This is a genomic window from Pseudomonas sp. S2_C03, from assembly GCF_054668405.1.
Genome location: NZ_CP162766.1, coordinates 5,480,597 through 5,507,382 on the forward strand (window position 1 = coordinate 5,480,597; position 26,786 = coordinate 5,507,382).

The 26,786-nt window shown below is 59.3% G+C and carries 24 protein-coding genes; 11 read left to right on the plus strand and 13 right to left on the minus strand.

The genetic code is table 11. The annotated features are described in order from the left end of the window. The first annotated feature begins 72 nt into the window (after positions 1–72). Positions 73–1,260 (plus strand): C17 cyclopropane fatty acid synthase CfaB, encoded by a 1,188-nt coding sequence (gene cfaB / locus AB4N64_RS25195; RefSeq protein ID WP_460119554.1) that lies wholly within the window; start codon positions 73–75, stop codon positions 1,258–1,260. Here cfaB and cls read toward each other — a convergent pair. Further along, positions 1,257–2,696, minus strand: a complete 1,440-nt coding sequence (gene cls / locus AB4N64_RS25200; protein WP_460119556.1) for a cardiolipin synthase — start codon at positions 2,694–2,696, stop codon at positions 1,257–1,259. The genes cfaB and cls overlap by 4 nt on opposite strands. Positions 2,697–2,827: 131 nt before the next feature. On the opposite strand from cls, the gene AB4N64_RS25205 reads away from it, so the two are divergent. Next, positions 2,828–3,349 carry a DUF3617 domain-containing protein gene (locus AB4N64_RS25205; RefSeq protein ID WP_460119558.1) on the plus strand — a complete coding sequence of 174 codons (522 nt, stop codon included), beginning with the start codon at positions 2,828–2,830 and terminating at the stop codon, positions 3,347–3,349. A gap of 76 nt (positions 3,350–3,425) precedes the next feature. Here the strand turns inward: AB4N64_RS25205 and AB4N64_RS25210 are convergent, their stop codons facing one another. From AB4N64_RS25210 to AB4N64_RS25220, 3 genes are all read right to left on the minus strand, one after another. Next, on the minus strand, positions 3,426–4,325 hold the full coding sequence (locus AB4N64_RS25210) for a His/Gly/Thr/Pro-type tRNA ligase C-terminal domain-containing protein (protein ID WP_460119560.1): 900 nt from the start codon (positions 4,323–4,325) through the stop codon (positions 3,426–3,428). 256 nt (positions 4,326–4,581) lie between these two features. Continuing rightward, positions 4,582–5,478, minus strand: a complete 897-nt coding sequence (gene folE2, locus AB4N64_RS25215; protein WP_460119562.1) for a GTP cyclohydrolase FolE2 — start codon at positions 5,476–5,478, stop codon at positions 4,582–4,584. A gap of 128 nt (positions 5,479–5,606) precedes the next feature. Then, positions 5,607–5,984 (minus strand): glutamine synthetase, encoded by a 378-nt coding sequence (locus AB4N64_RS25220; RefSeq protein ID WP_460119564.1) that lies wholly within the window; start codon positions 5,982–5,984, stop codon positions 5,607–5,609. Positions 5,985–6,126: 142 nt separating this feature from the next. Between AB4N64_RS25220 and zigA the strand changes: the two genes are divergently transcribed. Next, on the plus strand, positions 6,127–7,335 hold the full coding sequence (zigA, locus tag AB4N64_RS25225) for a zinc metallochaperone GTPase ZigA (RefSeq protein WP_460119566.1): 1,209 nt from the start codon (positions 6,127–6,129) through the stop codon (positions 7,333–7,335). Positions 7,336–7,338: 3 nt separating this feature from the next. On the opposite strand, the gene AB4N64_RS25230 is transcribed toward zigA, so the two are convergent. After that, positions 7,339–7,695, minus strand: coding sequence for an NADH:ubiquinone oxidoreductase (locus AB4N64_RS25230; RefSeq protein ID WP_460119568.1), 357 nt, complete (start codon positions 7,693–7,695; stop codon positions 7,339–7,341). Between the two features lie 27 nt (positions 7,696–7,722). On the opposite strand from AB4N64_RS25230, the gene AB4N64_RS25235 reads away from it, so the two are divergent. Continuing rightward, the gene (locus AB4N64_RS25235) at positions 7,723–8,688 is read left to right on the plus strand and encodes a CobW family GTP-binding protein (protein ID WP_460119570.1); all 966 of its coding nucleotides are present in this window, start codon (positions 7,723–7,725) and stop codon (positions 8,686–8,688) included. Here AB4N64_RS25235 and AB4N64_RS25240 read toward each other — a convergent pair. Further along, positions 8,685–9,098, minus strand: coding sequence for a DUF3301 domain-containing protein (locus tag AB4N64_RS25240; protein WP_460126861.1), 414 nt, complete (start codon positions 9,096–9,098; stop codon positions 8,685–8,687). The genes AB4N64_RS25235 and AB4N64_RS25240 overlap by 4 nt on opposite strands. A 117-nt stretch (positions 9,099–9,215) precedes the next feature. On the opposite strand from AB4N64_RS25240, the gene pdxY reads away from it, so the two are divergent. Next, the gene (gene pdxY / locus AB4N64_RS25245) at positions 9,216–10,088 is read left to right on the plus strand and encodes a pyridoxal kinase PdxY (protein ID WP_460119572.1); all 873 of its coding nucleotides are present in this window, start codon (positions 9,216–9,218) and stop codon (positions 10,086–10,088) included. A gap of 114 nt (positions 10,089–10,202) precedes the next feature. On the opposite strand, the gene AB4N64_RS25250 is transcribed toward pdxY, so the two are convergent. Then, positions 10,203–10,685, minus strand: a complete 483-nt coding sequence (locus tag AB4N64_RS25250; protein ID WP_460119574.1) for an acyl-CoA thioesterase — start codon at positions 10,683–10,685, stop codon at positions 10,203–10,205. A 281-nt stretch (positions 10,686–10,966) separates the two neighbouring features. On the opposite strand from AB4N64_RS25250, the gene AB4N64_RS25255 reads away from it, so the two are divergent. Continuing rightward, complete coding sequence (locus AB4N64_RS25255; protein WP_460119576.1) at positions 10,967–12,730, plus strand: cation:proton antiporter; 1,764 nt, start codon at positions 10,967–10,969, stop codon at positions 12,728–12,730. 20 nt (positions 12,731–12,750) lie between these two features. On the opposite strand, the gene AB4N64_RS25260 is transcribed toward AB4N64_RS25255, so the two are convergent. The 4 genes from AB4N64_RS25260 to uvrD all read right to left on the minus strand — a co-directional run bounded on the left by AB4N64_RS25260 (position 12,751) and on the right by uvrD (position 17,040). After that, positions 12,751–13,158 (minus strand): SMI1/KNR4 family protein, encoded by a 408-nt coding sequence (locus AB4N64_RS25260; RefSeq protein WP_077430996.1) that lies wholly within the window; start codon positions 13,156–13,158, stop codon positions 12,751–12,753. Between the two features lie 147 nt (positions 13,159–13,305). Continuing rightward, positions 13,306–14,175 carry a Tim44 domain-containing protein gene (locus AB4N64_RS25265; protein WP_460119578.1) on the minus strand — a complete coding sequence of 290 codons (870 nt, stop codon included), beginning with the start codon at positions 14,173–14,175 and terminating at the stop codon, positions 13,306–13,308. Between the two features lie 180 nt (positions 14,176–14,355). Further along, positions 14,356–14,796, minus strand: a complete 441-nt coding sequence (locus tag AB4N64_RS25270; protein ID WP_460119580.1) for an EamA family transporter — start codon at positions 14,794–14,796, stop codon at positions 14,356–14,358. 60 nt (positions 14,797–14,856) lie between these two features. Beyond that, complete coding sequence (uvrD, locus tag AB4N64_RS25275; protein WP_460119582.1) at positions 14,857–17,040, minus strand: DNA helicase II; 2,184 nt, start codon at positions 17,038–17,040, stop codon at positions 14,857–14,859. A 256-nt stretch (positions 17,041–17,296) separates the two neighbouring features. Here uvrD and AB4N64_RS25280 point away from each other — a divergent pair, with 256 nt between their 5' ends. After that, the gene (locus AB4N64_RS25280) at positions 17,297–20,161 is read left to right on the plus strand and encodes an EAL domain-containing protein (RefSeq protein WP_460119584.1); all 2,865 of its coding nucleotides are present in this window, start codon (positions 17,297–17,299) and stop codon (positions 20,159–20,161) included. A 62-nt stretch (positions 20,162–20,223) separates the two neighbouring features. On the opposite strand, the gene AB4N64_RS25285 is transcribed toward AB4N64_RS25280, so the two are convergent. Continuing rightward, positions 20,224–20,538, minus strand: coding sequence for a hypothetical protein (locus tag AB4N64_RS25285; RefSeq protein WP_460119586.1), 315 nt, complete (start codon positions 20,536–20,538; stop codon positions 20,224–20,226). Between the two features lie 352 nt (positions 20,539–20,890). Between AB4N64_RS25285 and hexR the strand changes: the two genes are divergently transcribed. Both hexR and AB4N64_RS25295 read left to right on the plus strand, forming a co-directional pair. Next, on the plus strand, positions 20,891–21,757 hold the full coding sequence (hexR, locus tag AB4N64_RS25290) for a transcriptional regulator HexR (RefSeq protein WP_192307191.1): 867 nt from the start codon (positions 20,891–20,893) through the stop codon (positions 21,755–21,757). Positions 21,758–21,986: 229 nt separating this feature from the next. Then, positions 21,987–22,196 carry a PA3496 family putative envelope integrity protein gene (locus AB4N64_RS25295; RefSeq protein ID WP_460119588.1) on the plus strand — a complete coding sequence of 70 codons (210 nt, stop codon included), beginning with the start codon at positions 21,987–21,989 and terminating at the stop codon, positions 22,194–22,196. Here the strand turns inward: AB4N64_RS25295 and AB4N64_RS25300 are convergent. Further along, the gene (locus AB4N64_RS25300) at positions 22,138–23,100 is read right to left on the minus strand and encodes a LysR family transcriptional regulator (protein ID WP_460119590.1); all 963 of its coding nucleotides are present in this window, start codon (positions 23,098–23,100) and stop codon (positions 22,138–22,140) included. The two genes, AB4N64_RS25295 and AB4N64_RS25300, sit on opposite strands and share 59 nt — an antisense overlap. A gap of 190 nt (positions 23,101–23,290) precedes the next feature. On the opposite strand from AB4N64_RS25300, the gene AB4N64_RS25305 reads away from it, so the two are divergent. Further along, on the plus strand, positions 23,291–24,706 hold the full coding sequence (locus tag AB4N64_RS25305) for an acetyl-CoA carboxylase biotin carboxylase subunit (protein WP_460119592.1): 1,416 nt from the start codon (positions 23,291–23,293) through the stop codon (positions 24,704–24,706). Between the two features lie 101 nt (positions 24,707–24,807). Continuing rightward, positions 24,808–26,616: a sodium-extruding oxaloacetate decarboxylase subunit alpha gene (gene oadA / locus AB4N64_RS25310; protein ID WP_460119594.1), complete on the plus strand. Its 1,809-nt coding sequence runs from the start codon at positions 24,808–24,810 to the stop codon at positions 26,614–26,616. The last annotated feature ends 170 nt before the right edge of the window (positions 26,617–26,786 follow it).

The following is a 26,786-nucleotide window of genomic DNA, read 5'->3' on the forward strand; positions in this document are numbered from 1 at the left end:
CTAATCGATAGCCTGCTATTTTTCAGGGATGGTCTAACCTCACTTCAGACGTCTGAACCAGGGGGATATTCCATGCTCGCGCAACTTCCACCGGCCTTACAGAATCTGCAGCTACCGTTACGCCTGAGGCTCTGGGACGGCCACGAGTTCAACTTGGGGCCGACGCCCAGTGTCACGATTGTGGTCAAGGACCCGCAAATGGTCAGCCAGTTTGTCCACCCCAGCCTGGATGCTCTCGGCGCGGCATTCGTGGAAGGCAAGCTCGAGCTTGAAGGCTCCATGAGCGACGTGATCCGCGTCTGCGACGACTTGAGTCAGGCGTTGTTGGGCGAGGATGACGATAGTAATCCCGTGCGCACCGCCCACGACAAGGAAGCCGATGCCAAGGCAATTTCCTATCACTACGACCTCTCCAATGAGTTCTATCAGCTCTGGCTCGACAGTGACATGGCGTACTCCTGTGCTTATTTTGAAACCGGAAGCGAAACCCTGGAGCAGGCCCAGCAAGCCAAGTTCCGCCACTTGTGTCGCAAGCTTCGCCTGCAACCGGGGGACTATCTGCTGGACGTCGGGTGCGGTTGGGGTGGATTGGCGCGTTATGCGGCGCGAGAATTTGGCGCGAAGGTCTTCGGCATCACTCTCAGCAAGGAGCAACTGGTGCTGGCCCAGGAACGGGTCACCGCCGAAGGTCTGGATGATCAGGTCGAGCTGCAGTTGCTGGACTATCGCGACCTGCCTCAAGACGGTCGTTTCGACAAAGTGGTCAGCGTTGGCATGTTCGAACACGTCGGCCACGCAAACTTGGCCGAGTACTGCAGGACCTTGTTTGGCGCTGTGAAGGAGGGCGGTCTTGTGATGAACCACGGCATCACCGCCAAACACACTGATGGTCGCCCAGTAGGACGCGGGGCTGGTGAGTTCATCGAGAAGTACGTCTTTCCCAATGGCGAGCTGCCGCACCTGTCGATGATCTCTGCCGAGATCAGCGAGGCGGGTCTAGAGATCGTCGATGTCGAAAGTCTGCGTCTGCATTACGCGCGCACGCTTGATCATTGGAGCGAGCGATTGGAAGACAATCTGGAAACAGCCGGCAAGATGGTGCCCGAACAGGCGCTGCGCATCTGGCGGCTGTATCTGGCGGGATGCGCTTACGCCTTTGCCAGGGGCTGGATCAACCTGCATCAGATTCTCGCCGTGAAGGCTCATGGCGATGGCAGCCATGAACTGCCCTGGACCCGTGACGACATCTACACGCCTTAAAGTATCGGTGAAATAAGCCGGGCGATCCGCATGCCGACCTGTTGGAGGCGGTGGGTCTCCCGGCTTTCTTCCTTGGCCACTTCGTGGGCCTGGGCGAAGTCATCGTTGAGCATCTGTTGTACCTCGTTGGCGAAAGTACTGTCGACCGTCAGCAGCATCACTTCGAAATTCAACCGGAATGATCGATTGTCCATATTGGCACTGCCGATGGCGCTGATTTCGTTGTCGATCAACACGACCTTCTGATGCAGAAAGCCCGGCTCATAACGGAATACCCGCACGCCCGCGCGGACGGCTTCGAAGGCATAGAGGCTCGAGGCGGCGTAGACGATTCGGTGGTCGGGCCGTGACGGCAGCAGGATTCGCACATCGACACCGCGCAACACGGCGAGGCGCAAAGCCGCGAACACGGCTTCGTCGGGAATGAAATAGGGGCTGGTGATCCACACGCGTTCCTTTGCGGCGTGGATGGCTTCGACAAAGAACAGCGAACAGGTTTCGTAGGGATCGGCCGGTCCCGTGGCGAGTAATTGGCAGAGCACTCCGTCCTCCGGATACACCTCTGGCAGTATCAACGGCGGCAATGAGCGCGCGGCCCAGAACCAGTCTTCGGCGAAGGACTCCTGCATGCAGGCCACCACGGGCCCGCGCACCTTGACATGGGTATCGCGCCATGGAGCCAGGGGTGGTTTCTCACCCATGTATTCGTCGCCGATGTTGTGCCCGCCAACGAAACCGAGCACACCGTCGACCACCACGACCTTGCGATGGTTACGGAAGTTGACCTGGAAGCGATTGAGCCAGCCGCTGCGTGTCGCAAATGCTTTGACCTCTACACCGGCATCGCGCAGGGGCTGGACGTAACTATGGGGCAGGGAGTGACTGCCAATGCGGTCATAGAGCAGATAGACCGCGACGCCCTCGGCAGCTTTCTTTAGCAGCAACGACTGCAGGCGTTGCCCGAGGCGATCGTCATGGATGATAAAAAACTGGATCAACACCGCTTCTCTGGCCTGGCTGATCGCCTCGAATATCGCTTCGAAAGAAGCTGTGCCGTTGATCAACAGTTGCACTTCGTTGTTGGCCAGGCAGGGCATGCGTCCCAGCTTGGGCATTGCTCGCAATGAGGCGTAGGCGTTGGAGGCTCTGGCTGCCAGTGCTTCTTCTACCCAGGGCCGCCAGTTCAATTCGGAAATCGCCTTGCGCATTTCTTCGTTGGCCTGTCTGCGTGCCTTGATGTATCCATCGAAGGTGCTGCGGCCAAAGACCAGGTAGGGAATCAACGTGAGGTACGGCATGAACAACAACGACAACGCCCAGGCGATCGAGCCTTGGGCGGTGCGGACGGTCAATACGGCATGCAAGGCGGCGATGAGCCCCAGGGAATGCAACAGCGCGATCAGATAACCGAATACATGCGGTCCGAAGTAGTCCATGGGACAGCCTAGCTCCTGAAGATTCAATGCTTAACAGACCATGTTCCGTGCAGAATGTCGCTAATTAATTCGCCCATGAACCGAAGCCTCTGGCCGGCGTCTAACGGCCACTACTGATCAGGAGTTACACGATGAACGTTCGTCTGCTGGGTTTGGCCGTGGCTTTTGGTGTGGCGCTTCCCGTAGTCGCTCAGGCGCAGATGTTGCAGCCGGGCTTGTGGGAGTTGACGTCCAGCAACATGAAAGTGGATGACCAGAATCTGCCGGATCTGCAATTGCTGCTCGGGCAAATTCAGAGCCAGATGACGCCGCAGCAACGGGCGCAGCTTGAGAAGCAAGGCATTACCATGGGCGGTAAAGGCATTCGTGCCTGCCTGACACCCGAGCAAGTGAAAAACGACAACATTCCCCTGACGGACCCTCAGTCGGGCTGCCGGCAAGAAATCACCGAGCGCAACGGCAACCAGTGGAAATTCCGTTTCAGCTGCCCGAAAGCTCAGGGCGCTGGAGTGGCGACGTTCTTGAGCGATCGGGAATTCACCACCAAGGTTAATGGCACATTCAACGCTACCGGCATCCAGCAGAAGGGTAGCCTGGATACGCGTGCGGTATGGTTGGGGCAGGATTGCGGGACGGTGAAGCCCCGAGCCTAAACCCCATCGCGAGCAGCCTCGTTCCCGCAGTTAAAAAGGCATTTCATTGTGGGCGAGGCTGCTCGGGACCCGACTTTCAAACCAGGGCAGGGTCGACTGCGCGCAACCACGCACACACCGCATCAATCGCCATCGTGCCGAAGTCTTCCCCGGTCTGGCTGCGCAAACTGACAAACCCACCTTCTTTTTCTCTTTCCCCGATCACCACCAGGTATGGCACTTGTTGGCTGTGCTCTCGAATCTTGTGGTGTACCTTTTCATTACGCAAGTCCGCGCGCGCTCGCACGCCACTCCGGCGCAAGGCTTCGGTCACCGACTGAGCGTAATCAGCCTGGCGATCGTCGATGCTGACAATCATCACGTGTGGCGGTGCCCGCCAGTTTTCGAGTTCTTCCTGAGAAGACCAGCAACTGCCGTAAATACGCTGTGGGGTCGTGGCGCTGATGTGATCCAGAGCAAAGGCTTGCAAGACCCTTGTCGCAGGGACATGCGGGCCCTTCGAATGGCATTCGAAGGCACCGAACAGGTAGGGCGTCAGTTCATCCTCCGTTGGCGATGGCGGGGGGCGACGGCGAATCGAGTGATTGGTGGCCGCCAGCATTTTCATGCGCGCTTCGATACCCGCCAAATCGACCAGGTTCAAAGGACGTTCAAATTCAAACTCATGGTAAAAGCCATCTCCGAGCGCCGATCCGACGTGCAAATGCACCTTGGGGTAAATCTGTTTCACGGCGATGGCGAGCATCAGCGCGCAGGAGCGCCGCAGTATTTCCAGGCCATCAGGCTCTCGAGGCGTGATGATGCTGACCCGTGAATCGGATGTGAGCAGGAACTCACAATCCACCAGCACCCCGTTGACGCGACCCGCGACTGCCGCCTTGGCCAAGCCGGCATTGATGCTGGCCGCAAGCTCATACACCGACAACGGCTGGTCGTATTCAAGCAATGAACCATCGCTCAGCGTGATGTGGATCATGTCGATGCTCGTGAGTGCTAGCGCGTAAACCCTAGAGGTAAAACCTGGTCGTTGTCATTAAGACATTTGTCGCGCCAGGTGATTTTTCCAAGCACCCGCGTCGTGCTGACACTGTGACCGGTCTTGGTCACGACAGTTGTGATCGAGAGCAATGGTGTACCGCTTATTTCAGCAAAGCGGGGGAAGACGTTCTGTACCCATGGTAGGCCAGAAGGCACCGGCCTGGGTGCGTCCCAGCGTAACGCGTCGCGGCGAATCATGCTGCTTCCCAATTCCATCGGCTTTCGGCGACGGCGTCATGGGCATGGAGACTTTCCGCATGCACCACGCGAATCCGCAACGCTTTGATACCTGGAGAGCGCTTAAGGGCCAAATTCAGGCTTCGTGCGGCGTCCTCGCAAAACATCAGGTTCTGCCCGTTGGCCAAGGCGAAGGCTTGCTCATCGGCGCGTTTGACGGCGGTTTGCAAAGCGGTGCCGAGGGCTGCTTCGGCGTCATTGATCAGCGAAATCAGTGGCAGTTCGTCCACGACCTCATCCAGGAGCAGGCTCAATTGCGCATGGCTGCGTTGGCTGTGAGGCGTCGCGACGATTCCTTTGGTTGAACCTAACCACGCCAAAATGTCTGCATGCTGCAAAGGCCGTGTTGCGAAATCATCGACGAATTGTTGTTGGATCAGCTGACGGGCCAGCGCTGCTGAGCAAGGGCACGTTGAGGAATAAGGCACATTGATTTTGAGTTCCACGTGGAACATCTCGTTTTTCAGGCGTGCTTCAACGCTCACGGGGTATGACTTCCAACCAGACAGCGCGCTGATGAGCGCCGGTCTCTTTAGCAGTAAATCAGCCTCAATCTTCAGGAAGGCACTGTCCGAAAGTCCTTCATGGGAGTCGAGGAATTGTTGCAGAACGCGTCGAATAGATTGCGCTGTCAGATTCTCGCGCTCCAGAAACTCCAGCGCGAGGTAGAGCCGTGACATGTGAATGCCGCGTGCCTCGCCATCGTCGAGACTGACACCCGCGTCGATTTTCGCACTGAGGCGTTGGCCGTCGAGAAGGATTGGTAGCGCAATGCCGCACATGCCCACCCATTCAAGGGGTAGGTTTTGGCGTGAAGGCTGCGCGGCGATATCCGGCAGGGTCAACGCGTTCATCGTCAGATCCATCGTGGTAGTCGAGAGACGATGTTATGTTATTACATGAAGTTCAGCTATTTCTTTTTATGTGCCCTTTCGATCACGTGCCTCAAGAACCTGTTGAGCAGGCGCAGGAAAGTCCAAACCTAACAACCGGTGATTCGGCTGCAGGTGAATTTGCCGCTGCTGCCGCCGGAGCTGGAAAAACGGTTGAGGGTGGTCCAGCCCACTCGACGGTTGTAGCCGACCCAGGCTTCGCCATCGGAGGCGATGCCGGTGAAGAAGGTCAGTTGCCCGTAGCGGCTGTTGGTCTGCGCCCAATAGCGATTCCCCTCACGTTCGAAGCCGCGCAAATAGATTGTGCTGCCGACGGTATTGACGCTGTAGGCGTTGCCATCTGCATCCACACAGGCCAGCAGATTTGCGCTTCGAGTGCAGTGGGCAAGGTTCGCCACTTGCGCCCCTGCATTCACTGCAGCCAGCAGCGAAATACACGTCAGCGTGATTTTCAGGGCATTACGCATGGGATTTCTCACCGTTAGGACCGCCTGGAGCATTGTGCCTTTTCCCCGTTGCGACAAGTGGGGGTGGAGAGATTGCATTGTTATACTGTAACGTAAAAATAAGCCCGACATTGCGACCGGGCATTCCTGTGAGGATTCCCTGATGCCCAATCGTCTCCCTGTCACCGTCCTGTCGGGCTTTCTAGGCGCCGGTAAAAGCACGCTGCTCAACTACGTCCTGCGTAACCGCGAAGACCTGCGGGTGGCGGTGATCGTCAATGACATGAGTGAAATCAACATCGACGGCAGCGAAGTCCAGCGTGATGTCACCCTGAACCGCGCCGAAGAAAAACTGGTGGAAATGAGCAACGGATGCATCTGCTGCACCCTGCGCGAAGATTTGCTCGAAGAGGTCAGCCAACTCGCCCGGGACGGTCGCTTCGATTACCTGCTGATCGAATCCACCGGTATCGCCGAGCCACTGCCGGTAGCGGAAACCTTCACCTTCCGCGACGAAGAAGGGCGCAGCCTGTCCGATATCGCACGGCTCGACACGCTGGTGACCGTGGTCGACGGCGTCAACTTCCTGCTCGATTACCAGGCTGCCGAAAGCCTCGCGTCCCGTGGCCAAACCCTGGGCGAGGAAGATGAGCGGCTGATCACCGAGTTGCTGATCGAGCAGGTCGAATTCGCCGATGTGATCCTGATCAGCAAGATCGACCTGATCGGCAGCGGCGAGCGGCAGGAACTGATGGCGATCCTCGAAAGATTGAACCCGCATGCCGAGATCCTGCCGATGGTCATGGGCGAAATCCCTTTGGCGAAGATCCTCAATACCGGTCGTTTCGACTTCGAAAAAGCCGCACAGGCCCCAGGCTGGTTGCGAGAGATGCGCGGCGAACACGTACCGGAAACCGAGGAATACGGCATCGCTTCCACGGCTTACCGGGCCCGCAGGCCGTTCCATCCCGAGCGCTTCTTCAGCTTCATCGACGGCGAATGGAGCAACGGCAAGCTACTGCGCTCCAAAGGCTTCTTCTGGCTGGCCAGCAAACCCATGGATGCCGGCAGTTGGTCCCAGGCCGGCGGTTTGATGCGCTACGGTTATGCCGGGCGCTGGTGGCGTTCAGTGCCGAAGGACCAATGGCCACAGGACGAGGAGAGCACCGCTGCGATCATGGCCAACTGGACTGCTGCCGTGGGCGACTGCCGACAGGAGCTGGTGTTTATCGGCCAGAACATCGACTTTGCACAACTCACGGCCGAGCTGGACGATTGCCTGCTGACCGATGAGGAAATGGCCCTTGGGCGCGAACGCTGGCAGTTGCTACCGGACCCGTTCGGCCCCTGGTATGAAGAAGTGGCGGCGTGATGTTCAAGGCTTGAGCCAGTTTCCCTGGCTCTGGCCCTCGCAATACGGCTTCAGATACGCCGCGTCTTTGGCCACGCCGTAATAGTGAATATCCTGCCGGTAAGGCATATTGGCGACTTGCGCATTGCTGCACACGCCGAATGCGCCGCTGGGGCAGTGGTCAACGTATTGCACCTCGACCTTCTGCCCGGCCAGGTTTGGTTGACAGAACCCGTCGGCGAATAGTTTTTCCGGGATGTTGCGGTTCTCCTGGCAGACTTTCACGTCGAGTCGCTCAGCCGTGCTATGGACCACACAGGCCTGGGCCAGCGCCTCGCCAGAAACGAACGTGAGCAGCAACGTCCAGCCAATCAACCGCATCCTCCACCTCCTCAGACATCCTCGACCATGTTGCAGAACATTCCTACGCACGTGATCGCCGGCCCATTGGGCGCCGGCAAGACCAGCCTGATCAGGCACCTGCTGACGCAGCGCCCGGCAAACGAGCGCTGGGCGGTGCTGATCAACGAGTTCGGGCAGATCGGCATCGATGCCGCGCTGCTGACCCGTGACGCCGATGGTATCGCACTGGGTGAGGTGGCCGGAGGCTGTTTGTGTTGCGTCAACGGTGCGCCGTTCCAGGTCGGGCTCGGGCGATTGTTGCGCAAGGCGCGGCCGGACCGGCTGTTTATCGAACCTTCCGGGCTCGGTCATCCCGTGCAGTTGCTCATGCAGTTGGGTGAGGCGCCATGGCGCGGCGTGCTGGCTGTTCAGCCCAGCGTGCTGGTACTGGATGCCCAGGCGCTTGCAGCGGGTAAACCGTTGCCGGGGGCGCAGCAGGAGGCGTTGAACCATGCCGGGTTGTTGCTGCTGAACAAGTCCGAGCTTCTCGATGACGATGAGCGGCAGCGAATCATTTCCCAGCTTGCGAATCGGCGTTTGTACTGGACCCAGCAGGGAGCGTTGCCGTTGAGTGAATTGCCCGGACTGGATGCTGCGGCGGTGGCGGGTGTGGATAACTTCGTCGCGCCCAAGGGACTGGGGCAAATGCCGGCGGTCTGGACCGATCCGGCGCGACCCATCTGCCTGCACCAACAGCAGGGCGATGTTTGGAGTATCGGTTGGCGCTGGCACCCGAGTCAGACGTTTGATTCGGCGCGCATCGACGGTTGGCTTGCAAGCCTTGCCTGGCGGCGGGCCAAGCTGGTTATCCACAGCTCTGGTGGGTGGGTTTCGGCCAATGCGCTGGATAACGCGCCTCTGAAATGGCAGCCCAGCGAATGGCGCCAGGATTCGCGCCTGGAGCTTATCTTCAGTGAGCCGCAGCCGGTGGATTCATTGCAGAGGGCACTGGGTGCCTGTCGCTCCGATTAAGGACGCCATTTCGTGTGTTCTTGCCGCCACTGACTAAGCTCAATCACTTCAGCACGGGGCTTGACCACGTCGGCCACCGGCGGGGTGTCGTCGAACGGCATTGGATAGGGTGCCAGCTCGATTTGGGCACTGTGGGGGCCGAACTGAGTGATGGTGCCGTTGTGGCGTGTTTCGCCGGTCACCGTGAACTCGAAGTTATACACACGTGCCAGACGCCGCTTACTGTTGGCATCCTTGATGAACGCGATCTTCTTCAGCGCGACGTTGCCGTCCAACAACTCGATCCCGAGCTTGGTGCAATGCTGCTTGACCCGCTCCAGCGCGCGCTCGCGCAAGCCATGGTTGTGCCACAGCCACGCGCCTGCGGTAGCGAGCAGCATCAGCACGAATATATTTCCAAGGGTCAGCATCAACGGGTGCTCCAACAAATTGATGTCAGCTTAACTGCGTCGCCGGCCTGTCGTACAGGCTGCGTTTAGTCGCATACTGCGCGGCTCGAATTTCAATCGTTTGACGGAACTCTCGGCATGAAACGTACGCCCCATCTGCTCGCCATTCAGTCCCACGTGGTATTTGGCCACGCAGGCAACAGTGCCGCGGTTTTCCCGATGCAGCGGGTCGGGGTGAATGTCTGGCCGCTTAACACCGTACAGTTCTCCAACCACACCCAATATGGCCAATGGGCCGGTGAAGTGTTGGCACCGCAGCAGATCCCCGACTTGGTGCAAGGCATTGCAGCCATTGGCGAGTTGGGCAATTGCGACGCGGTATTGTCCGGCTATCTGGGCAGTGCGGCGCAAGGGCGGGCGATCCTCAAGGGTGTCGAGCAGATCAAGGCGATGAACCCCAAGGCGCTGTACTTGTGCGACCCGGTGATGGGCCATCCGGAGAAGGGCTGCAGCGTGCCGGCCGAAGTCAGCGACTTCCTGCTGGAAGAGGCGGCTGCCATGGCGGACTTCATGTGTCCGAACCAACTGGAGCTGGACAGCTTCTCCGGCCGCAAGCCGCAGTCGCTGTTCGATTGCCTGGCGATGGCGCGTGCGTTGCTGGCGCGAGGCCCGAGGGCCGTGCTGGTCAAGCACTTGGCATACCCCGGCAAACCGGCGGACGTGTTCGAAATGTTATTGGTGACGGCGGACGCGAGCTGGCATTTGCGCCGTCCGCTGCTGGCGTTCCCGCGTCAGCCGGTGGGCGTCGGCGACCTGACCTCCGGGCTGTTTCTGGCGCGAGTGTTGTTGGGTGACAGCCTTGTGGCAGCGTTCGAGTTCGCGGCTTCGGCGGTGCATGAGGTGTTGCTGGAGACCCAGGCGTGCGCCAGCTATGAGTTGGAGCTGGTACGCGCCCAGGATCGTATTGCGCATCCGCGGGTGCGGTTCGAGGCTACTGCAATCAGCCTCTGAGATTAAGGGGACCCCATCGCGGGCAAGCCCGCTCCTACAGGATTTGTGGTGTTCATTAATCCCTGTAGGAGTGGGCTTGCCCGCGATAGCTATCTAAAGCTCAACCTACAACCCTCAGGCATCACCCTTGATTTCCTGATAACGCTTCTCGAGCTCCTGGCGAATCTGCCGCCGCTGCTGGGCCTGGATGAAGCGGCGCTTTTCTTCGCTGTCTTTTGGTTGCAGCGGTGGCACAGGCGCCGGTTTGCGGTTGTCGTCCACCGCCACCATGGTGAAGAAGCAACTGTTGGTGTGGCGCACCGAGCGCTCGCGAATGTTCTCGGTCACCACCTTGATGCCCACTTCCATCGACGTGTTGCCGGTGTAGTTAACCGAGGCCAGGAACGTCACCAGTTCGCCGACGTGCACCGGCTCGCGGAAAATCACCTGATCCACTGACAGCGTCACCACGTAACGGCCGGCATAGCGGCTGGCACAGGCATAGGCCACTTCATCGAGGTACTTGAGCAAGGTGCCACCGTGAACATTGCCAGAGAAGTTGGCCATGTCAGGGGTCATCAGTACCGTCATCGACAACTGGGCGTTTCCGGGTTCCATAGCGTTCTCACGGGTCAAGGCTGGTTTCGGAAGGGTGCACCTCTACGGGTGCCTGAGCGGTTTTTCAAACCACAGTTATCGGGACGCCGGGCGGGTGATCGCCGTCACGCCAAATCTATCTGTTTCCATATATTGCACCGCCTTTTTGCCGGAAGTCGCGGTGTTACCCTGCAAAAGCCCGGTCCAAGGGCGATTCCTACGCAAAATGCGGATTTTTTCCTGCTCGATCAGACCTTTCGCGCGTCTGTTAATTGAGCAACGTCACCAAGGAGCCTCACACCATGCATGCCATCAGCTTTATCCAGGATCTGGCAGTGATCATGTTGGTCGCGGGTGTGGTGACCGTATTGTTTCATCGTCTCAAACAGCCGGTCGTGCTGGGCTACATTGTCGCCGGCTTCATCATCGGCCCGCATACGCCACCGTTCGGTTTGATCCACGACGAAGAAACCATCAAGACGCTCGCCGAACTCGGGGTCATTTTCCTGATGTTCTGCCTGGGCCTGGAATTCAGCCTGCGCAAGCTGTTCAAGGTAGGCGCCACGGCCTTTATCGCGGCGTTCCTGGAAATTGTGCTGATGATCTGGATCGGCTACGAAATCGGTAGCTGGTTCGAATGGAACACCATGGACTCTCTGTTCCTCGGTGCGATCCTGGCGATTTCCTCGACCACTATCATCGTCAAGGCGCTTAACGACCTGAAGATGAAAAACGAGCGTTTTGCGCAGTTGATCTTTGGCGTGCTGATCGTGGAGGACATTCTCGGCATCGGCATTATCGCCCTGTTGTCGAGCATCGCCGTCAGCGGCACGGTCAGTTCCGGTGAGGTGTTTTCCACCGTCGGCAAGCTGTCGCTGTTCATGATTGTCGCCCTCGTGATCGGCATTCTGTTGGTGCCGCGACTGCTGGCCTATGTAGCCAGGTTCGAAAGCAACGAGATGCTGCTGATTACCGTGCTCGGCCTGTGTTTCGGCTTCTGCCTGCTGGTCGTGAAGCTTGAGTACAGCATGGTTTTGGGTGCGTTCCTGATTGGCGCGATCATGGCTGAATCGCGGCAACTGCTGAAGATCGAGCGCCTGGTCGAACCGGTTCGCGACCTGTTCAGCGCAATCTTCTTCGTGGCGATCGGCTTGATGCTCGATCCGATGATTCTGTTGCAATACGCGTGGCCGATTGCAGTCATCACCGTCGCTGTGGTGCTTGGCAAAATGCTTTCCTGCGGGTTGGGCTCCTTTATTGCCGGCAATGACGGACGAACCTCACTGCGCGTGGGGATGGGGCTTTCGCAGATTGGCGAGTTTTCCTTCATCATCGCGGCGCTGGGCATGACCCTGCAGGTCACCAGCAACTTCCTTTACCCGGTGGCGGTGGCGGTGTCGGTGATCACCACGCTGCTCACGCCTTACCTGATACGCGCGGCCGATCCACTGTCGATCAAGCTGGCGGCAGTGATGCCGCAACGCATGAGTCGAGTGTTGGGGATGTATGGCGAATGGCTGCGCAACATCCAGCCCCAGGGCGAGGGCGCGCTGCTGGCCTCGATGATCCGGCGGATTCTGTTGCAGGTAGGGGTCAACCTGGCACTGGTGATTGCGATCTTCTTCACGGGTGCGTACTTCGCCGCACGCATCTCCACCTATCTGCAAGACTGGATCAGCGATCCAAGTTGGCAGAAAGCATTGATCTGGGGAGGCGCGTTGCTATTGTCGCTGCCGTTCCTGATCGCCGCCTATCGCAAGCTAAAGGCACTGTCGATGCTGCTCGCGGAGATGGGGGTGAAGCCGGAGATGGCAGGCCGCCACACGCAGCGAGTGCGTCGGGTCATCTCCGAAGTGATCCCGATCCTCTCGCTGCTGGTGATATTCCTGCTGTTGTCAGCCTTGTCGGCCAGTATCCTGCCCACCAACAAACTGCTGGTGCTGGTCGCCGTGGTCGCGGCCGGCGTGGCGGCGTTGCTCTGGCGCTGGTTCATCCGCGTGCACACGCGGATGCAGGTGGCCTTGCTCGACACTCTGGATAACCACAAGGATTCAGCCGGGCATTGAGCATACGGGGTGCGGGCGTCTCAGCTTTCCAGCCAGACGTCCCGTGCCCAGTGCCACACCGACTCCCAGGTTTCTTCGGCAATCAGCTCTTCTTCGGCTTGCCACAGCACCACGGTGCCGTCTTCTTCGACCAGATAATAATCGTCACCGTCCTGGCAGATCGGGATCATGCTGCGATCGACGCCAGCGTCCCAGGCGTTGGCAGCCACATCGGGCAGGTAGGTGTGGGATTGCGGGTCGGTGACGGTCACCGGCTCCAGGCTGCCATAGACCACGTCGCTGACGGTCAGCAAAAACTCCCGGAAGACAAAGGGAATGTCGATGAACAGCTGTTCTTCGATTTCGACCAACAGGTCCTCGTCGGGTAACTCCAGGGGCACCGGAACCGGTTCGTTGGCTTCACGCAGTTGTTCGATGATTTCTTCCACGTCCGGGATCCTCTAGCTTGTGTGGCGCGGTTTGTATGGGGCGGTTTATACAGTAGCTTGCTATGGATGCAACCGCGAAATAGAAAAACCCGGCCGAGGCCGGGTTTTTCATTAGACAGCGTTGAGTCACATCGAACGCAGGGCAGATCAGCCGTTCTGGCGGATACCGGCCACCAGCCAAGGCTGGTTCTCACCCTGAGCACGTTCCATGTTCCAGCTTTCGCTGAAGACTTCGCCCTGGTCGAAGCGAGAGGTCTTCGACACGCCGCTGAAGGTCAGGGTGGCGATGGTCTTGTCGGCACGATCATCGACGCCATCGAGTTGCACGTTGAGGTTGTCAATGTAGGTCGACTGGAAACCGTCGCCCAGATCGGCACGCTCGCGCTTGAGGAACTCAAGCAGTTGCGGGGTGACGAACTCGGCAATCTTGTCCATTTCGTTGGCGTCCCAATGTTGCTGCAGGGACTGGAAGTGACTGCGTGCGGCTTCAATGAAGTTGTGCTCATTGAACCAGGCCGGGGCATTGATCACCGGACGGGCGGCAGCCGGAGCCGCGGAACCACCGAAGATCGAGCCCATGGATGGCTTTTGCTCGAACACTTCACGCTGCATTGGAGCGCCGGCTGGAGCGAGGTGCTCCTGTTGCTTGCGGCGGCGAGCGGCGATGAAGCGGAAGACCAGGAAGGCAATGACTGCCATGATCAGGATGTCGAAGATCTGCATGCCCTGGAAGCCGCCGCCCATGAACATGGAGGCCAGCAGGCCACCGGCGGCGATGCCGGCCAGGGGGCCGAGCCAGCGAGAGGCACCGCCGGCTTTGGCGGCAGCGCCAGCGGCACCGGCCGCGCCCGCAGTGGCAGCAGCGCCGCCTGCAGCAGAAGAAGGAGCCATTTGGCTGGTCTGGTGAGTCGGCGCGGCGCCGGAGCTCTTGCCGCCACCAAAGCGCTTGGCGTTGGCGTCGAGGCTCATCGTCAGGCCGATGCACAACGCCATGGCGATGCTAAGAAAACGTTTCATAAAGGGAATTCCCATTTGTGGATGGCACGCGTCGCCATGTTGCACAGGTGAAGGGTGACTGGCTAGCGACAGATTGTTTCGGGCTTTTGCCTGACAGGTCGGGTTCAGCTTCAGTCAGCGCAATCAGGCTTGTTTACTTTGGTCAGTAGGATTGGTGGATAAGTTCTGTAGGAAGGTGTCTCAGCGTCGTAACGCCAGCATCACCACACCCGCAGTGATCAGACCGATTCCACCCCATTGGCGCAGGTCGAGTTTCTCGCCCAGCAGCAAGACGCCAAGCACGGCTACCAACACCACGCTGAGCTTGTCCACGGGTGCCACCAACGACGCTGGGCCGACTTTCAGCGCACGGAAGTAGCAAATCCACGATGCTCCGGTCGCAAGACCCGACAGCAGCAGGAACAGGTAACTCTTTGGCGAGATAGATCCCAGGGATTGATATTGGCCCGTGGCGTACAAAATCAAGGCCAGGCTGACCAGGACCACCACGGTGCGCAGCAGCGTGGCGAAGTCCGAGTTGACGTTTTCCACGCCGATTTTCGCGAAAATGGCGGTCAACGCCGCGAAAGCAGCGGACAACAGCGCCCAGAACGTCCAGGAAGAAAAGAAACCCGAGCCCATGGTTGCTCCTTGTGGTGACAGTCCCTGTAGGAGCGAGCAAGCTCGCTCCTACAGAAAGCCCTAGATCGCTTCCAGCTTCGCATACCCCAGCATCAGCCACTTGCTGCCTTCGCTGAAGTTCACCTGTACCCGCGCCTGGGCTCCCGCGCCTTCGAAGTTGAGGATCACGCCTTCGCCAAACACCGAGTGGCGTACGGCCTGGCCAAGGGTGAAACCGGTTTGCGGGATCTCGCTACCGCTGAACAGGCTGGATGTACTTTGTTGCTGACCGCCACCGAACGGCCGGCTCACGCTATTGGACAGCCGTACTTCCTGAACCAGACCTTTAGGCACCTCACGTACGAATCGCGAAACCTTGTTGTAGGTCTCACTCCCGTACAGCCGTCGGGTTTCCGCGTAGGTCATGACCAGATTCTGCATGGCGCGGGTAATGCCCACATATGCCAGACGCCGTTCCTCCTCGAGACGGCCGGGTTCTTCCAGGCTCATCTTGTGCGGGAACAGGCCTTCTTCCATGCCCACCAGGAACACGTAGGGAAACTCCAGGCCCTTGGCGCTGTGCAAGGTCATCAACTGAATGCTGTCTTCGTGCTCGTCCGCCTGGGTATCGCCGGCCTCCAGCGATGCGTGGCCGAGGAACGCCGCCAATGGCGTCAGGTCTTCGTCCTCTTCGGTGTTTTCGAAGTTGCGCGCGGCGCTGACCAGCTCCTCAAGGTTTTCTACCCGGGCCTGGCCTTTCTCGCCTTTTTCCGCCTCGTGGTAGGCGATCAGCCCGGACTGCTCGATGACGGTTTGGGTCATCAGGTGCAGCGGCATCTCGATGCACTTGGCGGCGAGGTTCTCGATCAACTCCATGAACGCGCCCAGTGCGCCGGCTGCACGGCCAGTCACGCCTTTGTTGGCGATCAACTGGCGCATGGCTTCCCACATCGATACGTCGCTGTGGCGCGCATGTTCGCGAATCGCTTCAACGGTTTTTTCGCCGATGCCACGGGTCGGAACATTGATTACCCGTTCCAGCGCCGCATCGTTGCCACGGCCTTCCAGCAAGCGCAGGTAAGCCATGGCATTCTTGATTTCCGCCCGCTCGAAGAAGCGCTGGCCGCCATAAATGCGATACGGAATGCGCTCGCGCAGCAGGGCTTCTTCCAAAACGCGCGATTGGGCGTTGGAGCGGTACAAAATCGCGATATCACTGCGGGCCAGGCCGGTTTTCAGCGCGCTTTCAATGGTTTCCACCACATAGCGTGCTTCATCATGTTCGTTGAACGCGGCGTACAGGTTGATCGCTTCGCCATCGCCGCCGTCCGTCCATAGCTCCTTGCCCATGCGCCCGGTGTTGTTGGCGATCAGGGCATTGGCAGCTTTCAGAATGCCGGCGGTGGAGCGGTAGTTCTGCTCCAGGCGGATGATCTCGGCATCCGGAAAATCATCGGAGTACTGATAGATGTTCTCGATTTTTGCGCCACGCCAGCCATAGATCGACTGATCGTCGTCGCCGACCACCATCAGGCTGTCGCCGCCCTTGGCCAGCAGCCGCAGCCAGGCGTACTGGACGGCGTTGGTGTCCTGGAACTCGTCCACAAGGATGTGACGGAAGCGTTTCTGGTAATGCGCCAGCAGGCCTGGATGATCGCGCCACAGGTCCAGTGCGCGCAGCAGCAGTTCGGAGAAGTCGATGACACCGGCGCGCAGGCACGCGGCCTCATAGGCTTCATAAATGCTGCGCATGGTCGCCAGGAACAGGTCGCCACTGGCTTGAATGTGTTGCGGGCGCAGGCCTTCGTCTTTCTGCCCGTTGATGAACCACTGGGCCTGACGGGCCGGCCAGCGCTGCTCGTCCAGGCCCAGGTCGCGGACCACGCGCTTGACCAGTCGCTGCTGGTCGTCGCTGTCGAGAATCTGAAAGGTCTGGCTCAGGCCGGCTTCCTGCCAGTGCGCCCGCAGCAGTCGGTGCGCCAGGCCGTGGAAGGTGCCGACCCACATGCCGGCCGGGTTGATGCCCATCAGCTGCTCGATGCGATGGCGCATCTCGGCAGCGGCCTTGTTGGTGAAAGTCACCGACAGGATTGAGTGGGGCGAGGCGTTTTCGACCTGGATCAACCAGGCGATACGGTGCACCAGCACTCGGGTTTTACCGGAGCCAGCACCGGCCAGGACCAACTGACGACCCACGGGGGCCGCTACGGCCTGACGTTGGGCATCGTTGAGGGAGTTCAGCAAAAGGGAGAGATCATCGCGCATCGGGGCATTCTAGGGGGCCGCGCCACACCGGGCAAACCCCGCTTTGCTTTAGCCGATGAAAGATGCGGCCGGGACGACCGGTCGGTCATCCGCTGCAGGTGCTGACGGGCCTCGCTTGCAGGGTTTGCGGGGGGCCGGAGGGCCAAGTACTTTTGTCGAATTTATGATCTGCAGCAGTTTGGTAAGGTCATTGGCTTGTGTATGCTCCGTCCACGTTCGGACTCAGCTCATCCTTATAAGAACAAGAACATTGTCTATGACCCTCAGCTCCGACCTGTCGGGCCCTGTTGTGGAGCCCCGGGTTATTCGCAAACAGTACGCCATGGAAATGGCGGTCGAGCGTACGCGCCTGCTTTATCAAGGCTCGCTGTTGCCGACACTGTTCATGCTGATCAATGGACTGGTCTGTGCAGGCCTGCTGTGGAGTCCACAGCGCTATTTCGTGGTCACCGTCTGGCTGGTGTGGTTGCTCTCGCTGGTGGCGTTGCGCGTCATCCAGGTGGCGGCCTTCGATTCGGCGATACCTCACCGCCAGGCTCATCCCGTCTGGCGTCGCATGTTCCTGCTGGGCTCGGCCATGACCGGGCTGACGCTGGCCGGCGCCGGCATCGCCCTGGTCCCCGCCGACGATTTCATCCAGCAGGCCTGGGTGTTTGGCCTCATCGGCGCGGCGGCGCTTTCGGCCAGTGTGGCCTACGCAGTCAGCCTTCCTGCGTTCCTTTCGTTCACCTTGCCGTGCCTGTTGCCTGCCATCGCTTACCTTTTCTGGGGGGGTGACTCGCAAGGGCAGGGTTGGGGCTGGTTCGGACTGATCCTGCTGGGCGCATTGAGTGTCGTGGCCTGGCAGGTCAATCGGCTGATCGATGGCGGCTTGCTGCGTCGTTTCCAGAACCAGGCGCTGATTGAACACTTGCAGGCCGCGCAAAACCAAAGCGATCAACTGAACCAGGAGTTGGCCAGGGAAATCGAGCAGCGTCGCCGTGCTGAAGATGAGTTACGTGAAATCCAGACCGGGCTGCAAACCCGCGTCGACGAGCGCGGCCTCGAGCTGGACGCCGCCAACCATGCTCTGGGAAAAAGTGAGGCGCGGCTGGCGCTGGCGTTGAAAGCCAGCGAATTGGGGTTGTGGGACTGGAATCTGCAGACCGACGAGGTTCACCACACGCATCTGCAGGAGCTGTTTGGCCTCGATCCGGAGTTCATTACGGCGATGCTTGGTCATCTCACGCCGCGTTTGCACCCGGAGGACGTGCCAGGACTCAAGCGGGCTCTCGTCGAGCACTTGAAGGGCCGCAGCGAGGATTATCAGATTGAGTACCGGGTGCGCCATGGGGCGGGTCACTGGGTCTGGATCGAGGACCGGGGGCGCGCGGTCGAGCGTACCGAAAATGGCCGGGTGATCCGCATGGTCGGTACCCGCCGCGACATCACTGCCAGTAAAAACCTCGAGGCGCAGCAGCAACTGGCGGCGACGGTGTTCGAGGCGGCCAGTGAAGGCATCATGATTTTCGACCCGAACTACGCCCTCATCGCGGTCAACCAGGCGTTCAGCCGTTTAAGCGGTTATGACCTGGAAGACATGATCGGGTGCAACGTTGTCGAGCTGCCATGCAGTCGCGATGCCCGCCGGCACTACGGGGCGATCCATCAGGCACTGGAGCAGCATGGCAGTTGGCAAGGCGAGCTGGTAGAAACGCGCAAGAATGGCGAGCTTTATCCGCAGTGGCTGCAATTGAACGTTGTGCGCGATAACCGAGGAAATATCAGCCATATCGTGGGCTTCTTCGCCGATCTCTCAGCGCGACGTGAATCTGAAGAGCGCATGCGCTATCTGACTCACTACGACGAACTGACTGGCCTGGCCAACCGCTCGCTGTTCCACGAACGCCTGAGAGAGGCCCATCAGCGTGTGCGCCAGGGCGGTCGTAGCCTGGCGTTGCTGCACATTAACCTCGACCGCTTCAAATTGCTCAACGACAGTCTGGGCCATGAAATCGCCGACCAGCTGTTGCAGAAAATGTCCCGGCGTCTGGTCAACGCGCTGCCGGAGGCGGACACCATCGCGCGGCTGTCCGGCGATGAATTCGCCGTGCTGTTCGACGCCTACGGCACACTCTCGAGCCTGGCGCGGGTGGCGACGCGACTGTCGACCAAGCTGCGCGTGCCGGTGACGGTCGACGGGCATGAACTGGTGGTCAGCGCCTCCATGGGCATCAGCATGCTGCCGGACAATGCGCGGGAAATCTCCGCCCTGGTGAGCCAGTCGAACATGGCCATGCAACACGCCAAGCACCTGGGCGGCAACAATTTCCAGTTCTACACCGACAGCCTTCAAGCCAGCACCCTTGAGCGCCTGCAACTGGAAAACCGGCTGCGCAAAGCCATTGAAGAAAAGCAGCTGAACGTCTTCTATCAACCCAAACTGTGCCTCGCCACCGGCCGGCTGAATGCTGCCGAGGCGCTGGTGCGTTGGGATCACCCTCTATTAGGCAACGTCCCGCCGGGAGACTTCATCGGCCTGGCCGAGGAAACCGGGTTGATCGGCCCGATCGGTGAGTTTGTGTTACGACAGGCGTGCTGGCAGGCCTGCGAGTGGCAGCGCCAGGGCCTGGAGCCTATACGGGTGTCGGTGAACCTGTCGGTGCATCAACTGCGCCAGGGCAAACTGGTCAGCCTGGTGCGTCAGGTGCTGGAAGAAACTGGCCTGGCGCCGCACTACCTGGAACTGGAACTGACCGAAAGCCACTTGCTGGACAGCGTCGAACACATCATCGCGACCTTCCAGCAACTGCGGGACCTGGGCGTGAAACTGGCGATCGACGACTTCGGCACCGGCTACTCGTCCCTGAGTTACCTCAAGCGGATTCCGGTGGACTACGTGAAGATCGATCAGTCGTTCATTCGCGGCCTGGGGGAGGGCACGGTGGACGCGGCGATTACCCGGGCGATCATTGCGATGGCGCATGGGTTGTCGTTGAAGGTGGTGGCCGAGGGGGTCGAGAAGCAGGAGCAGCTGGAGTTTCTCCAGGGTGAGCGCTGCGATGAGGTGCAGGGCTACCTGATCAGTCGGCCGATTGAAGCGGATGGGCTGGCGGTCTTGTTGCGAGCGCAATGTAACTGAGTTGGAGTTCTCCATCAGTTGCAGGGAACGGGTGAAGAACTCCGAGTTTTACCGGTGACGCATTAACGCGGCATAATGATCGTATCAATGTGGTGCAGTAATGCACCTTCAAAGAAGATATCAACGCCAGTGACGTTAGACTTGCCGGATGCTACGTACTCAACACTCTTTTCAACGCGAATTTGAGCGGCTGGTTCGTCGATGACATCAAGTTTCAACTCAAGTCGCAGGTTAAACGATTTGTCCTGAATGGGAGTCATAACAAGCCGTGGGGTAACGCCAGCGTGCGGAACGATTACGGTGCCGTCAGTGCGGAAAAATTCCGAGTCGGGCAGTTGGCTGATTTGTGCGGTCCAATTTTTGGTTTCGATAAACATTAGTGTAGTTCCTTTTAATTAAGTTAGTTGCGTCCTGCCCGATTAACTTAACGAAGGTTCTGGTTATTTGGAAGTTGTTATTATCAGGTATTTGTAAGTTGTCGTGTTGTATGTGGGATTAGTTGCGGAAGAAGCTTTTTAAAATTATCAAGGATTTGAACTGAAAACGTTGTTCGTTTGATAGGCGCGTGCCGACATTAAAAAACGCTGTCAAAAAGTGCTACATGGAACGCACATGCCGGAAAATGAGGGATCTGGTCACGCATTTGAGCAGGCAAAAAGCCGATTCATGTAGTATAACTACAAGCGTGCTACATCTCCGGCACCTGCCCATAACAAAGAGTCCAGGCCCTTGAATCTGCTGCAACACATCGCCCAGTCACGTCACCTGTTACGCAAGTCGGAGCTCAAGGTCGCCGACCATGTGCTGCTTGACCCTGCGGCGGTGATGCACAGTTCCATGGCCGATCTGGCCCACAGCGTGGGTATCAGCGAGCCGACCATCGTGCGCTTCTGTCGTGCCATCGGTTGCTCCGGGTTTCAGGATCTGAAACTCAAGCTGGCGCAGAGCCTGGCGGCGGGGGCGAGTTTTGGCCAGTTCGCCATCCATGAAGATGACTCCGTCGCCGACTACAGCCTGAAGATTTTCGATACCACGCTGCACACCCTGATGGAGGTTCGCGAGAAGCTCGATCCGGTGGAGTTGCAACGGGCCGTGTCGCTCATGTCCCAGGCGCAGCGTGTCGAATTTTATGGCTTCGGTGCATCCGGCGCGGTGGCGGCTGATGCGCAGCACAAGTTCTTTCGCCTGCTGCTGACGGCGGCGGCGTATTCCGACCCGCACATGCAGGCGATGTCGGCGGTGACGCTCAAGCCAAGCGACGTGGCGATCTGCATTTCCCAGTCGGGGCGCTCCAAGGACTTGCTGATTACGGCCAACCTGGTGCGCGAAAGCGGCGCCTCGTTGATTACCCTGTGCCCGAGCCAGACGCCGCTTGCCGAGTTGTCGACGGTCAATCTGGCCATCGACGTGCACGAAGACACCGAAATTTATACGCCGCTGACTTCGCGCATCGCTCACCTGGTGGTGATCGACGTGCTGGCGATGGGCGTGGCGATGGCGCGCGGGCCGAGCCTGGTAAACCACCTCAAGAGCGTCAAGCGCAGTCTGCGCAGCTTGCGCTTGTCGCCAAAGGCGGTGAAAGCGCTGGATGATTGATGACTGGCGTCATCGCAAGGTCGTGCCGACCCTGATCGCGAGCAAGCTCGCTCCTACAACGGTTTTGTGAACACCGCTCCACTGTAGGAGCGGGCTTGTCGAGTCGTCGCACCGTCGCGATAGCGCCTTCCAAATCGGCAACTTTCATCAGCCTGTAACCCACCCGCCGCCAAATCGTCATCCCCCGCGCCCATCCTGTAACTCCCGTACTCGCCTTGGGAGACTCGAAATGGCCCAGCCCTACGAAGAACGCAACAGCGCTGTCAGAACCCGTCGTCAACAGGAAGACCAGCGCCGCATGGAGTTTCGCCGCGCCATCGAAGATCGCTGCGAGCGCCGCCAGTTAATGGCCGAGATCGGTGATTTTCCAGAGCTGGAACTCAACTACTGGCAGGCAACTCCCGCAACTTCCCGTCGAAACGCTCAACCAGGGCGCTGATCTGCACCCGTTCGCTGCGGATGAACGCAAGGAATGCGTGGGCCACCGGCGACAGCCGCTTGGCCTTGGCCTGGACCAGGCACCAACTGCGAAACAGCGGCAGCTCCTCGACCGGTAACTCAATCAAACCACCGGTCGCCAATTCCAGGTTCAGGGCGTGGCGCGTCATCAGCGCGACGCCCAGACCCGCCAACACGCATTCCCTTTGAGCTTCGGCCGACGAGACCTCCTGAGTCTGGTTGAAGTGCACGCGCTTCTCCTTGAAATACTCCTCGCAGGCCATGCGCGTACCGGAGCCGGGCTCGCGCAGCAGCAGGGTATAGGGTTCCAGATCCTGCAAGCGCAGCGGGCCCATGTGACACAGCGGATGATCGGGCGGCGCCGCCGCGACGATCGGATTGTTGAGGAAAGGCAAGAATTCCAGCCCCATGTCCTGCGGAACCATGGACATGATCACCAAGTCATCACGGTTGTCCGAGAGGCGGCGGATCACCTGCCCACGGTTGACCACCGTCAGTTGCAGGTTGACCTCCGGATGCTGGCGCTTGAACGCGGCAAACAAGTGCGGCACGAAATATTTCGCGCTGGATTCGATGGCCAGTTTCAGTTGGCCCTGCAACGAACCCTGCATGTCCGACAGCTGCATGTCGAGATTTTCCAGGCGACCGAAGATGTCGCGACTGGCTCGCTGAAGCGCTTCAGCGGCTTCGGTCATGTAGAGCTTTTTGCCGACGTAGTCGAACAGAGGCTGGCCAATCAGCTCTTCGAGCTGACGAATCTGCAGGCTCACGGCGGGTTGAGTGAGTGACATTTCGTCGGCGGCGCGGCTGTATGAGCGCAGGTCGCACACCTCGTTGAAAATCTGCAATTGACGCAATGTCATACGCATCAATGACTTACGCATTATCCGATCACTCCTGCCGCAGGCTGATGGTTCAACTATAAGTCTTTACTTATGCATGACCCAATAATTAATCATTTTTGTTAATCCCTTGTGCGGGCTAGTGTGGGGTTGCGACTAAATTGAAACATTTGGTCACGCGTCGACCTGGTCTAGCAGGTCGTGGGTACCAGCGGCTCAAGGGAAACTCCAAGTGATAACAAAGATCCTGATCGCCAATCGTGGTGAGATTGCCGTCCGCATCGTGCGAGCCTGCGCCGAGATGGGCATCCGCTCGGTGGCGATTTTCTCTGATGCCGACCGCCATGCGCTGCACGTGAAGCGTGCAGACGAGGCTCACAGCATTGGCGCCGAGCCACTGGCCGGGTACCTGAACCCGCGCAAGCTGGTGAACCTGGCGGTGGAAACTGGCTGCGATGCCTTGCATCCCGGCTATGGTTTCCTGTCGGAAAACGCCGAGCTGGCAGAGATTTGCGCCGAACGCGGCATCAAATTCATCGGCCCCTCGGCTGAAGTCATCCGCCGCATGGGGGACAAGACCGAAGCTCGTCGCAGCATGATCAAGGCCGGCGTACCGGTGACTCCGGGCACCGAAGGCAACGTATCCGGCATCGAAGAAGCCCTCACCGAAGGCGACCGCATCGGTTATCCGGTGATGCTCAAGGCGACCTCCGGTGGTGGCGGCCGTGGTATCCGTCGCTGCAACAGCCGCGAGGAACTTGAACAGGCTTTCCCTCGAGTGATTTCCGAGGCCACCAAGGCGTTCGGTTCGGCGGAAGTGTTCCTGGAAAAATGCATCGTAAACCCCAAGCACATCGAAGCGCAGATCCTCGGCGACAGCTTTGGCAATGTGGTGCATCTGTTCGAGCGTGACTGTTCGATCCAGCGCCGCAACCAGAAGCTCATCGAGATCGCCCCGAGCCCGCAACTGACCCCCGAACAGCGCGCCTACATTGGTGACCTGTCGGTGCGCGCCGCCAAGGCCGTGGGCTACGAGAATGCCGGCACCGTGGAGTTCCTGCTCGCCGAGGGCGAGGTGTACTTCATGGAGATGAACACCCGGGTGCAGGTGGAACACACCATCACCGAAGAAATCACGGGCATCGACATCGTCCGTGAGCAGATCCGCATCGCTTCCGGCTTGCCGCTCTCGGTAAAACAGGAAGACATCCAGCACCGTGGCTTCGCGCTGCAGTTCCGGATCAATGCCGAAGACCCGAAAAACAACTTCCTGCCCAGCTTCGGCAAGATCACCCGTTACTACGCGCCCGGCGGTCCCGGCGTGCGCACCGACACGGCGATCTACACCGGCTACACCATTCCGCCATTCTACGACTCCATGTGCCTGAAACTGGTGGTGTGGGCGCTGACTTGGGAAGAAGCGATGGACCGTGGCTTGCGCGCCCTCGACGACATGCGTCTGCAAGGGGTCAAGACCACCGCCGCGTACTACCAGGAAATCCTGCGCAACCCGGAATTTCGTAGCGGCCAGTTCAACACCAGCTTCGTTGAAAGCCACCCTGAACTGACCAACTACTCGATCAAGCGCAAACCCGAAGAGCTGGCCCTGGCCATCGCCGCCGCCATCGCCGCCCACGCAGGCCTATGAATGAAACAGCTGCAAGCGCCGAGCTGCAAGCTGCAAGTAAAAGCCGATCTGCTTTTGCTTGACGCTTGTAGCTCGAAGCTTGCCGCTATGAGGAGATACCAATGACTAAGAAGATCTTCGTTACTGACACCATCCTGCGCGACGCCCACCAATCGCTGCTCGCGACCCGCATGCGCACCGAAGACATGCTGCCGATCTGCGACAAGCTCGACAAAGTCGGCTACTGGTCGCTGGAGTGCTGGGGCGGCGCCACGTTTGACGCCTGCGTACGCTTCCTCAAGGAAGATCCGTGGGAGCGCCTGCGCCAACTGCGCGCCGCGCTGCCCAACACCCGCCTGCAAATGCTGCTGCGCGGCCAGAACCTGCTGGGCTACCGCCACTACAGCGATGACGTGGTCAAGGCCTTCGTCGCCAAGGCCGCGGTCAACGGCATCGATGTGTTCCGTATTTTCGATGCCATGAACGACGTGCGTAACCTGCGCGTGGCCATCGAAGCCGTGAAAGCCTCCGGCAAACATGCCCAGGGCACCATCGCCTACACCACGAGCCCGGTGCACACCATCGAGGCGTTCGTGGCACAAGCCAAACAAATGGAAGCCATGGGTTGCGACTCGGTGGCGATAAAGGACATGGCCGGCCTGCTGACCCCTTACGCCACGGGCGAACTGGTCAAGGCATTGAAGGCCGAGCAGTCGTTGCCGGTGTTCATCCACTCCCACGACACCGCCGGCCTCGCCGCGATGTGCCAGCTCAAGGCAATCGAAAACGGTGCCGACCACATTGACACCGCCATCTCCAGCTTCGCCTGGGGTACCAGCCACCCGGGCACCGAGTCGATGGTCGCTGCCCTCAAGGGCAGCGAGTTCGACACCGGCTTGAACCTGGAACTGCTGCAAGAGATTGGTTTGTACTTCTACGCCGTGCGCAAGAAGTACCACCAGTTCGAAAGTGAATTCACCGCAGTCGATACCCGCGTGCAGGTCAACCAGGTTCCAGGCGGGATGATTTCCAACCTGGCCAACCAGCTCAAGGAACAGGGCGCCCTGAACCGGATGGGCGAAGTGTTGGCAGAAATCCCGCGGGTGCGCGAAGACCTCGGCTTCCCGCCTCTGGTGACTCCGACTTCACAGATCGTGGGTACCCAGGCGTTCTTCAACGTGCTGGCCGGCGAGCGCTACAAGACCATCACCAACGAAGTGAAGCTGTACCTGCAAGGTGGCTACGGCAAGGCACCGGGCACCGTGAACGAGCAACTGCGTCGCCAGGCCATTGGCAGCGAAGACGTCATCGACGTGCGTCCAGCCGACCTGCTCAAGCCGGAAATGGCCAAGCTGCGTGAAGAGATCGGTGCGTTGGCCAAGTCCGAAGAAGACGTGCTGACCTTCGCCATGTTCCCGGACATTGGCCGCAAGTTCCTCGAGGAACGCGCTGCCGGCACCCTGACTCCGGAAGTGCTGTTGCCGATTCCGGAAGCCGGCAAGGTCGCTTCCGCCGGTGGTGAAGGCGTACCGACTGAGTTCGTCATCGACGTCCACGGCGAAACCTACCGTGTCGACATCACCGGTGTCGGCGTGAAGGCCGAAGGCAAGCGTCACTTCTATCTGTCCATCGACGGCATGCCGGAGGAAGTGGTGTTCGAGCCGCTGAACGAATTCGTCGGCGGTGGTAGCAGCAAGCGCAAGCAAGCGACTGCACCGGGCCATGTCAGCACCACCATGCCGGGCAACATCGTCGACGTACTGGTCAAGGAAGGCGACACCGTCAAGGCTGGCCAGGCCGTACTGATCACCGAAGCCATGAAAATGGAAACCGAAGTCCAGGCAGCCATTGCCGGCAAGGTCACCGCCATTCACGTGGCCAAGGGCGACCGGGTAAACCCGGGCGAAATCCTGATCGAGATCGAAGGCTGATCTAACAGCCTCGGTCACAACGTTTTAATCCTCGGGGGAGCGGGTGCTCCCCTTTTTTTTGCCCGAATTTCGTCGCCGCTCAAAAGCTTATGCGCCACGGCCCCATCAGGCCATGGCCGCGACTGTCGCTGCCCCTTTCTCCGTTCAAACCCACGCCCAGCGTATTGTGT

What these genes read in the sequence shown, in the direction of transcription:
- cfaB (WP_460119554.1), top strand. Translation starts at nt 73, where the DNA reads ATGCTCGCGCAACTTCCACCGGCCTTACAGAATCTGCAGCTACCGTTA.
- cls (WP_460119556.1), bottom strand. Translation starts at nt 2,696, where the DNA reads ATGGACTACTTCGGACCGCATGTATTCGGTTATCTGATCGCGCTGTTG.
- AB4N64_RS25205 (WP_460119558.1), top strand. Translation starts at nt 2,828, where the DNA reads ATGAACGTTCGTCTGCTGGGTTTGGCCGTGGCTTTTGGTGTGGCGCTT.
- AB4N64_RS25210 (WP_460119560.1), bottom strand. Translation starts at nt 4,325, where the DNA reads ATGATCCACATCACGCTGAGCGATGGTTCATTGCTTGAATACGACCAG.
- folE2 (WP_460119562.1), bottom strand. Translation starts at nt 5,478, where the DNA reads ATGAACGCGTTGACCCTGCCGGATATCGCCGCGCAGCCTTCACGCCAA.
- AB4N64_RS25220 (WP_460119564.1), bottom strand. Translation starts at nt 5,984, where the DNA reads ATGCGTAATGCCCTGAAAATCACGCTGACGTGTATTTCGCTGCTGGCT.
- zigA (WP_460119566.1), top strand. Translation starts at nt 6,127, where the DNA reads ATGCCCAATCGTCTCCCTGTCACCGTCCTGTCGGGCTTTCTAGGCGCC.
- AB4N64_RS25230 (WP_460119568.1), bottom strand. Translation starts at nt 7,695, where the DNA reads ATGCGGTTGATTGGCTGGACGTTGCTGCTCACGTTCGTTTCTGGCGAG.
- AB4N64_RS25235 (WP_460119570.1), top strand. Translation starts at nt 7,723, where the DNA reads ATGTTGCAGAACATTCCTACGCACGTGATCGCCGGCCCATTGGGCGCC.
- AB4N64_RS25240 (WP_460126861.1), bottom strand. Translation starts at nt 9,098, where the DNA reads ATGCTGACCCTTGGAAATATATTCGTGCTGATGCTGCTCGCTACCGCA.
- pdxY (WP_460119572.1), top strand. Translation starts at nt 9,216, where the DNA reads ATGAAACGTACGCCCCATCTGCTCGCCATTCAGTCCCACGTGGTATTT.
- AB4N64_RS25250 (WP_460119574.1), bottom strand. Translation starts at nt 10,685, where the DNA reads ATGGAACCCGGAAACGCCCAGTTGTCGATGACGGTACTGATGACCCCT.
- AB4N64_RS25255 (WP_460119576.1), top strand. Translation starts at nt 10,967, where the DNA reads ATGCATGCCATCAGCTTTATCCAGGATCTGGCAGTGATCATGTTGGTC.
- AB4N64_RS25265 (WP_460119578.1), bottom strand. Translation starts at nt 14,175, where the DNA reads ATGAAACGTTTTCTTAGCATCGCCATGGCGTTGTGCATCGGCCTGACG.
- AB4N64_RS25270 (WP_460119580.1), bottom strand. Translation starts at nt 14,796, where the DNA reads ATGGGCTCGGGTTTCTTTTCTTCCTGGACGTTCTGGGCGCTGTTGTCC.
- uvrD (WP_460119582.1), bottom strand. Translation starts at nt 17,040, where the DNA reads ATGCGCGATGATCTCTCCCTTTTGCTGAACTCCCTCAACGATGCCCAA.
- AB4N64_RS25280 (WP_460119584.1), top strand. Translation starts at nt 17,297, where the DNA reads ATGACCCTCAGCTCCGACCTGTCGGGCCCTGTTGTGGAGCCCCGGGTT.
- AB4N64_RS25285 (WP_460119586.1), bottom strand. Translation starts at nt 20,538, where the DNA reads ATGTTTATCGAAACCAAAAATTGGACCGCACAAATCAGCCAACTGCCC.
- AB4N64_RS25295 (WP_460119588.1), top strand. Translation starts at nt 21,987, where the DNA reads ATGGCCCAGCCCTACGAAGAACGCAACAGCGCTGTCAGAACCCGTCGT.
- AB4N64_RS25300 (WP_460119590.1), bottom strand. Translation starts at nt 23,100, where the DNA reads ATGCGTAAGTCATTGATGCGTATGACATTGCGTCAATTGCAGATTTTC.
- oadA (WP_460119594.1), top strand. Translation starts at nt 24,808, where the DNA reads ATGACTAAGAAGATCTTCGTTACTGACACCATCCTGCGCGACGCCCAC.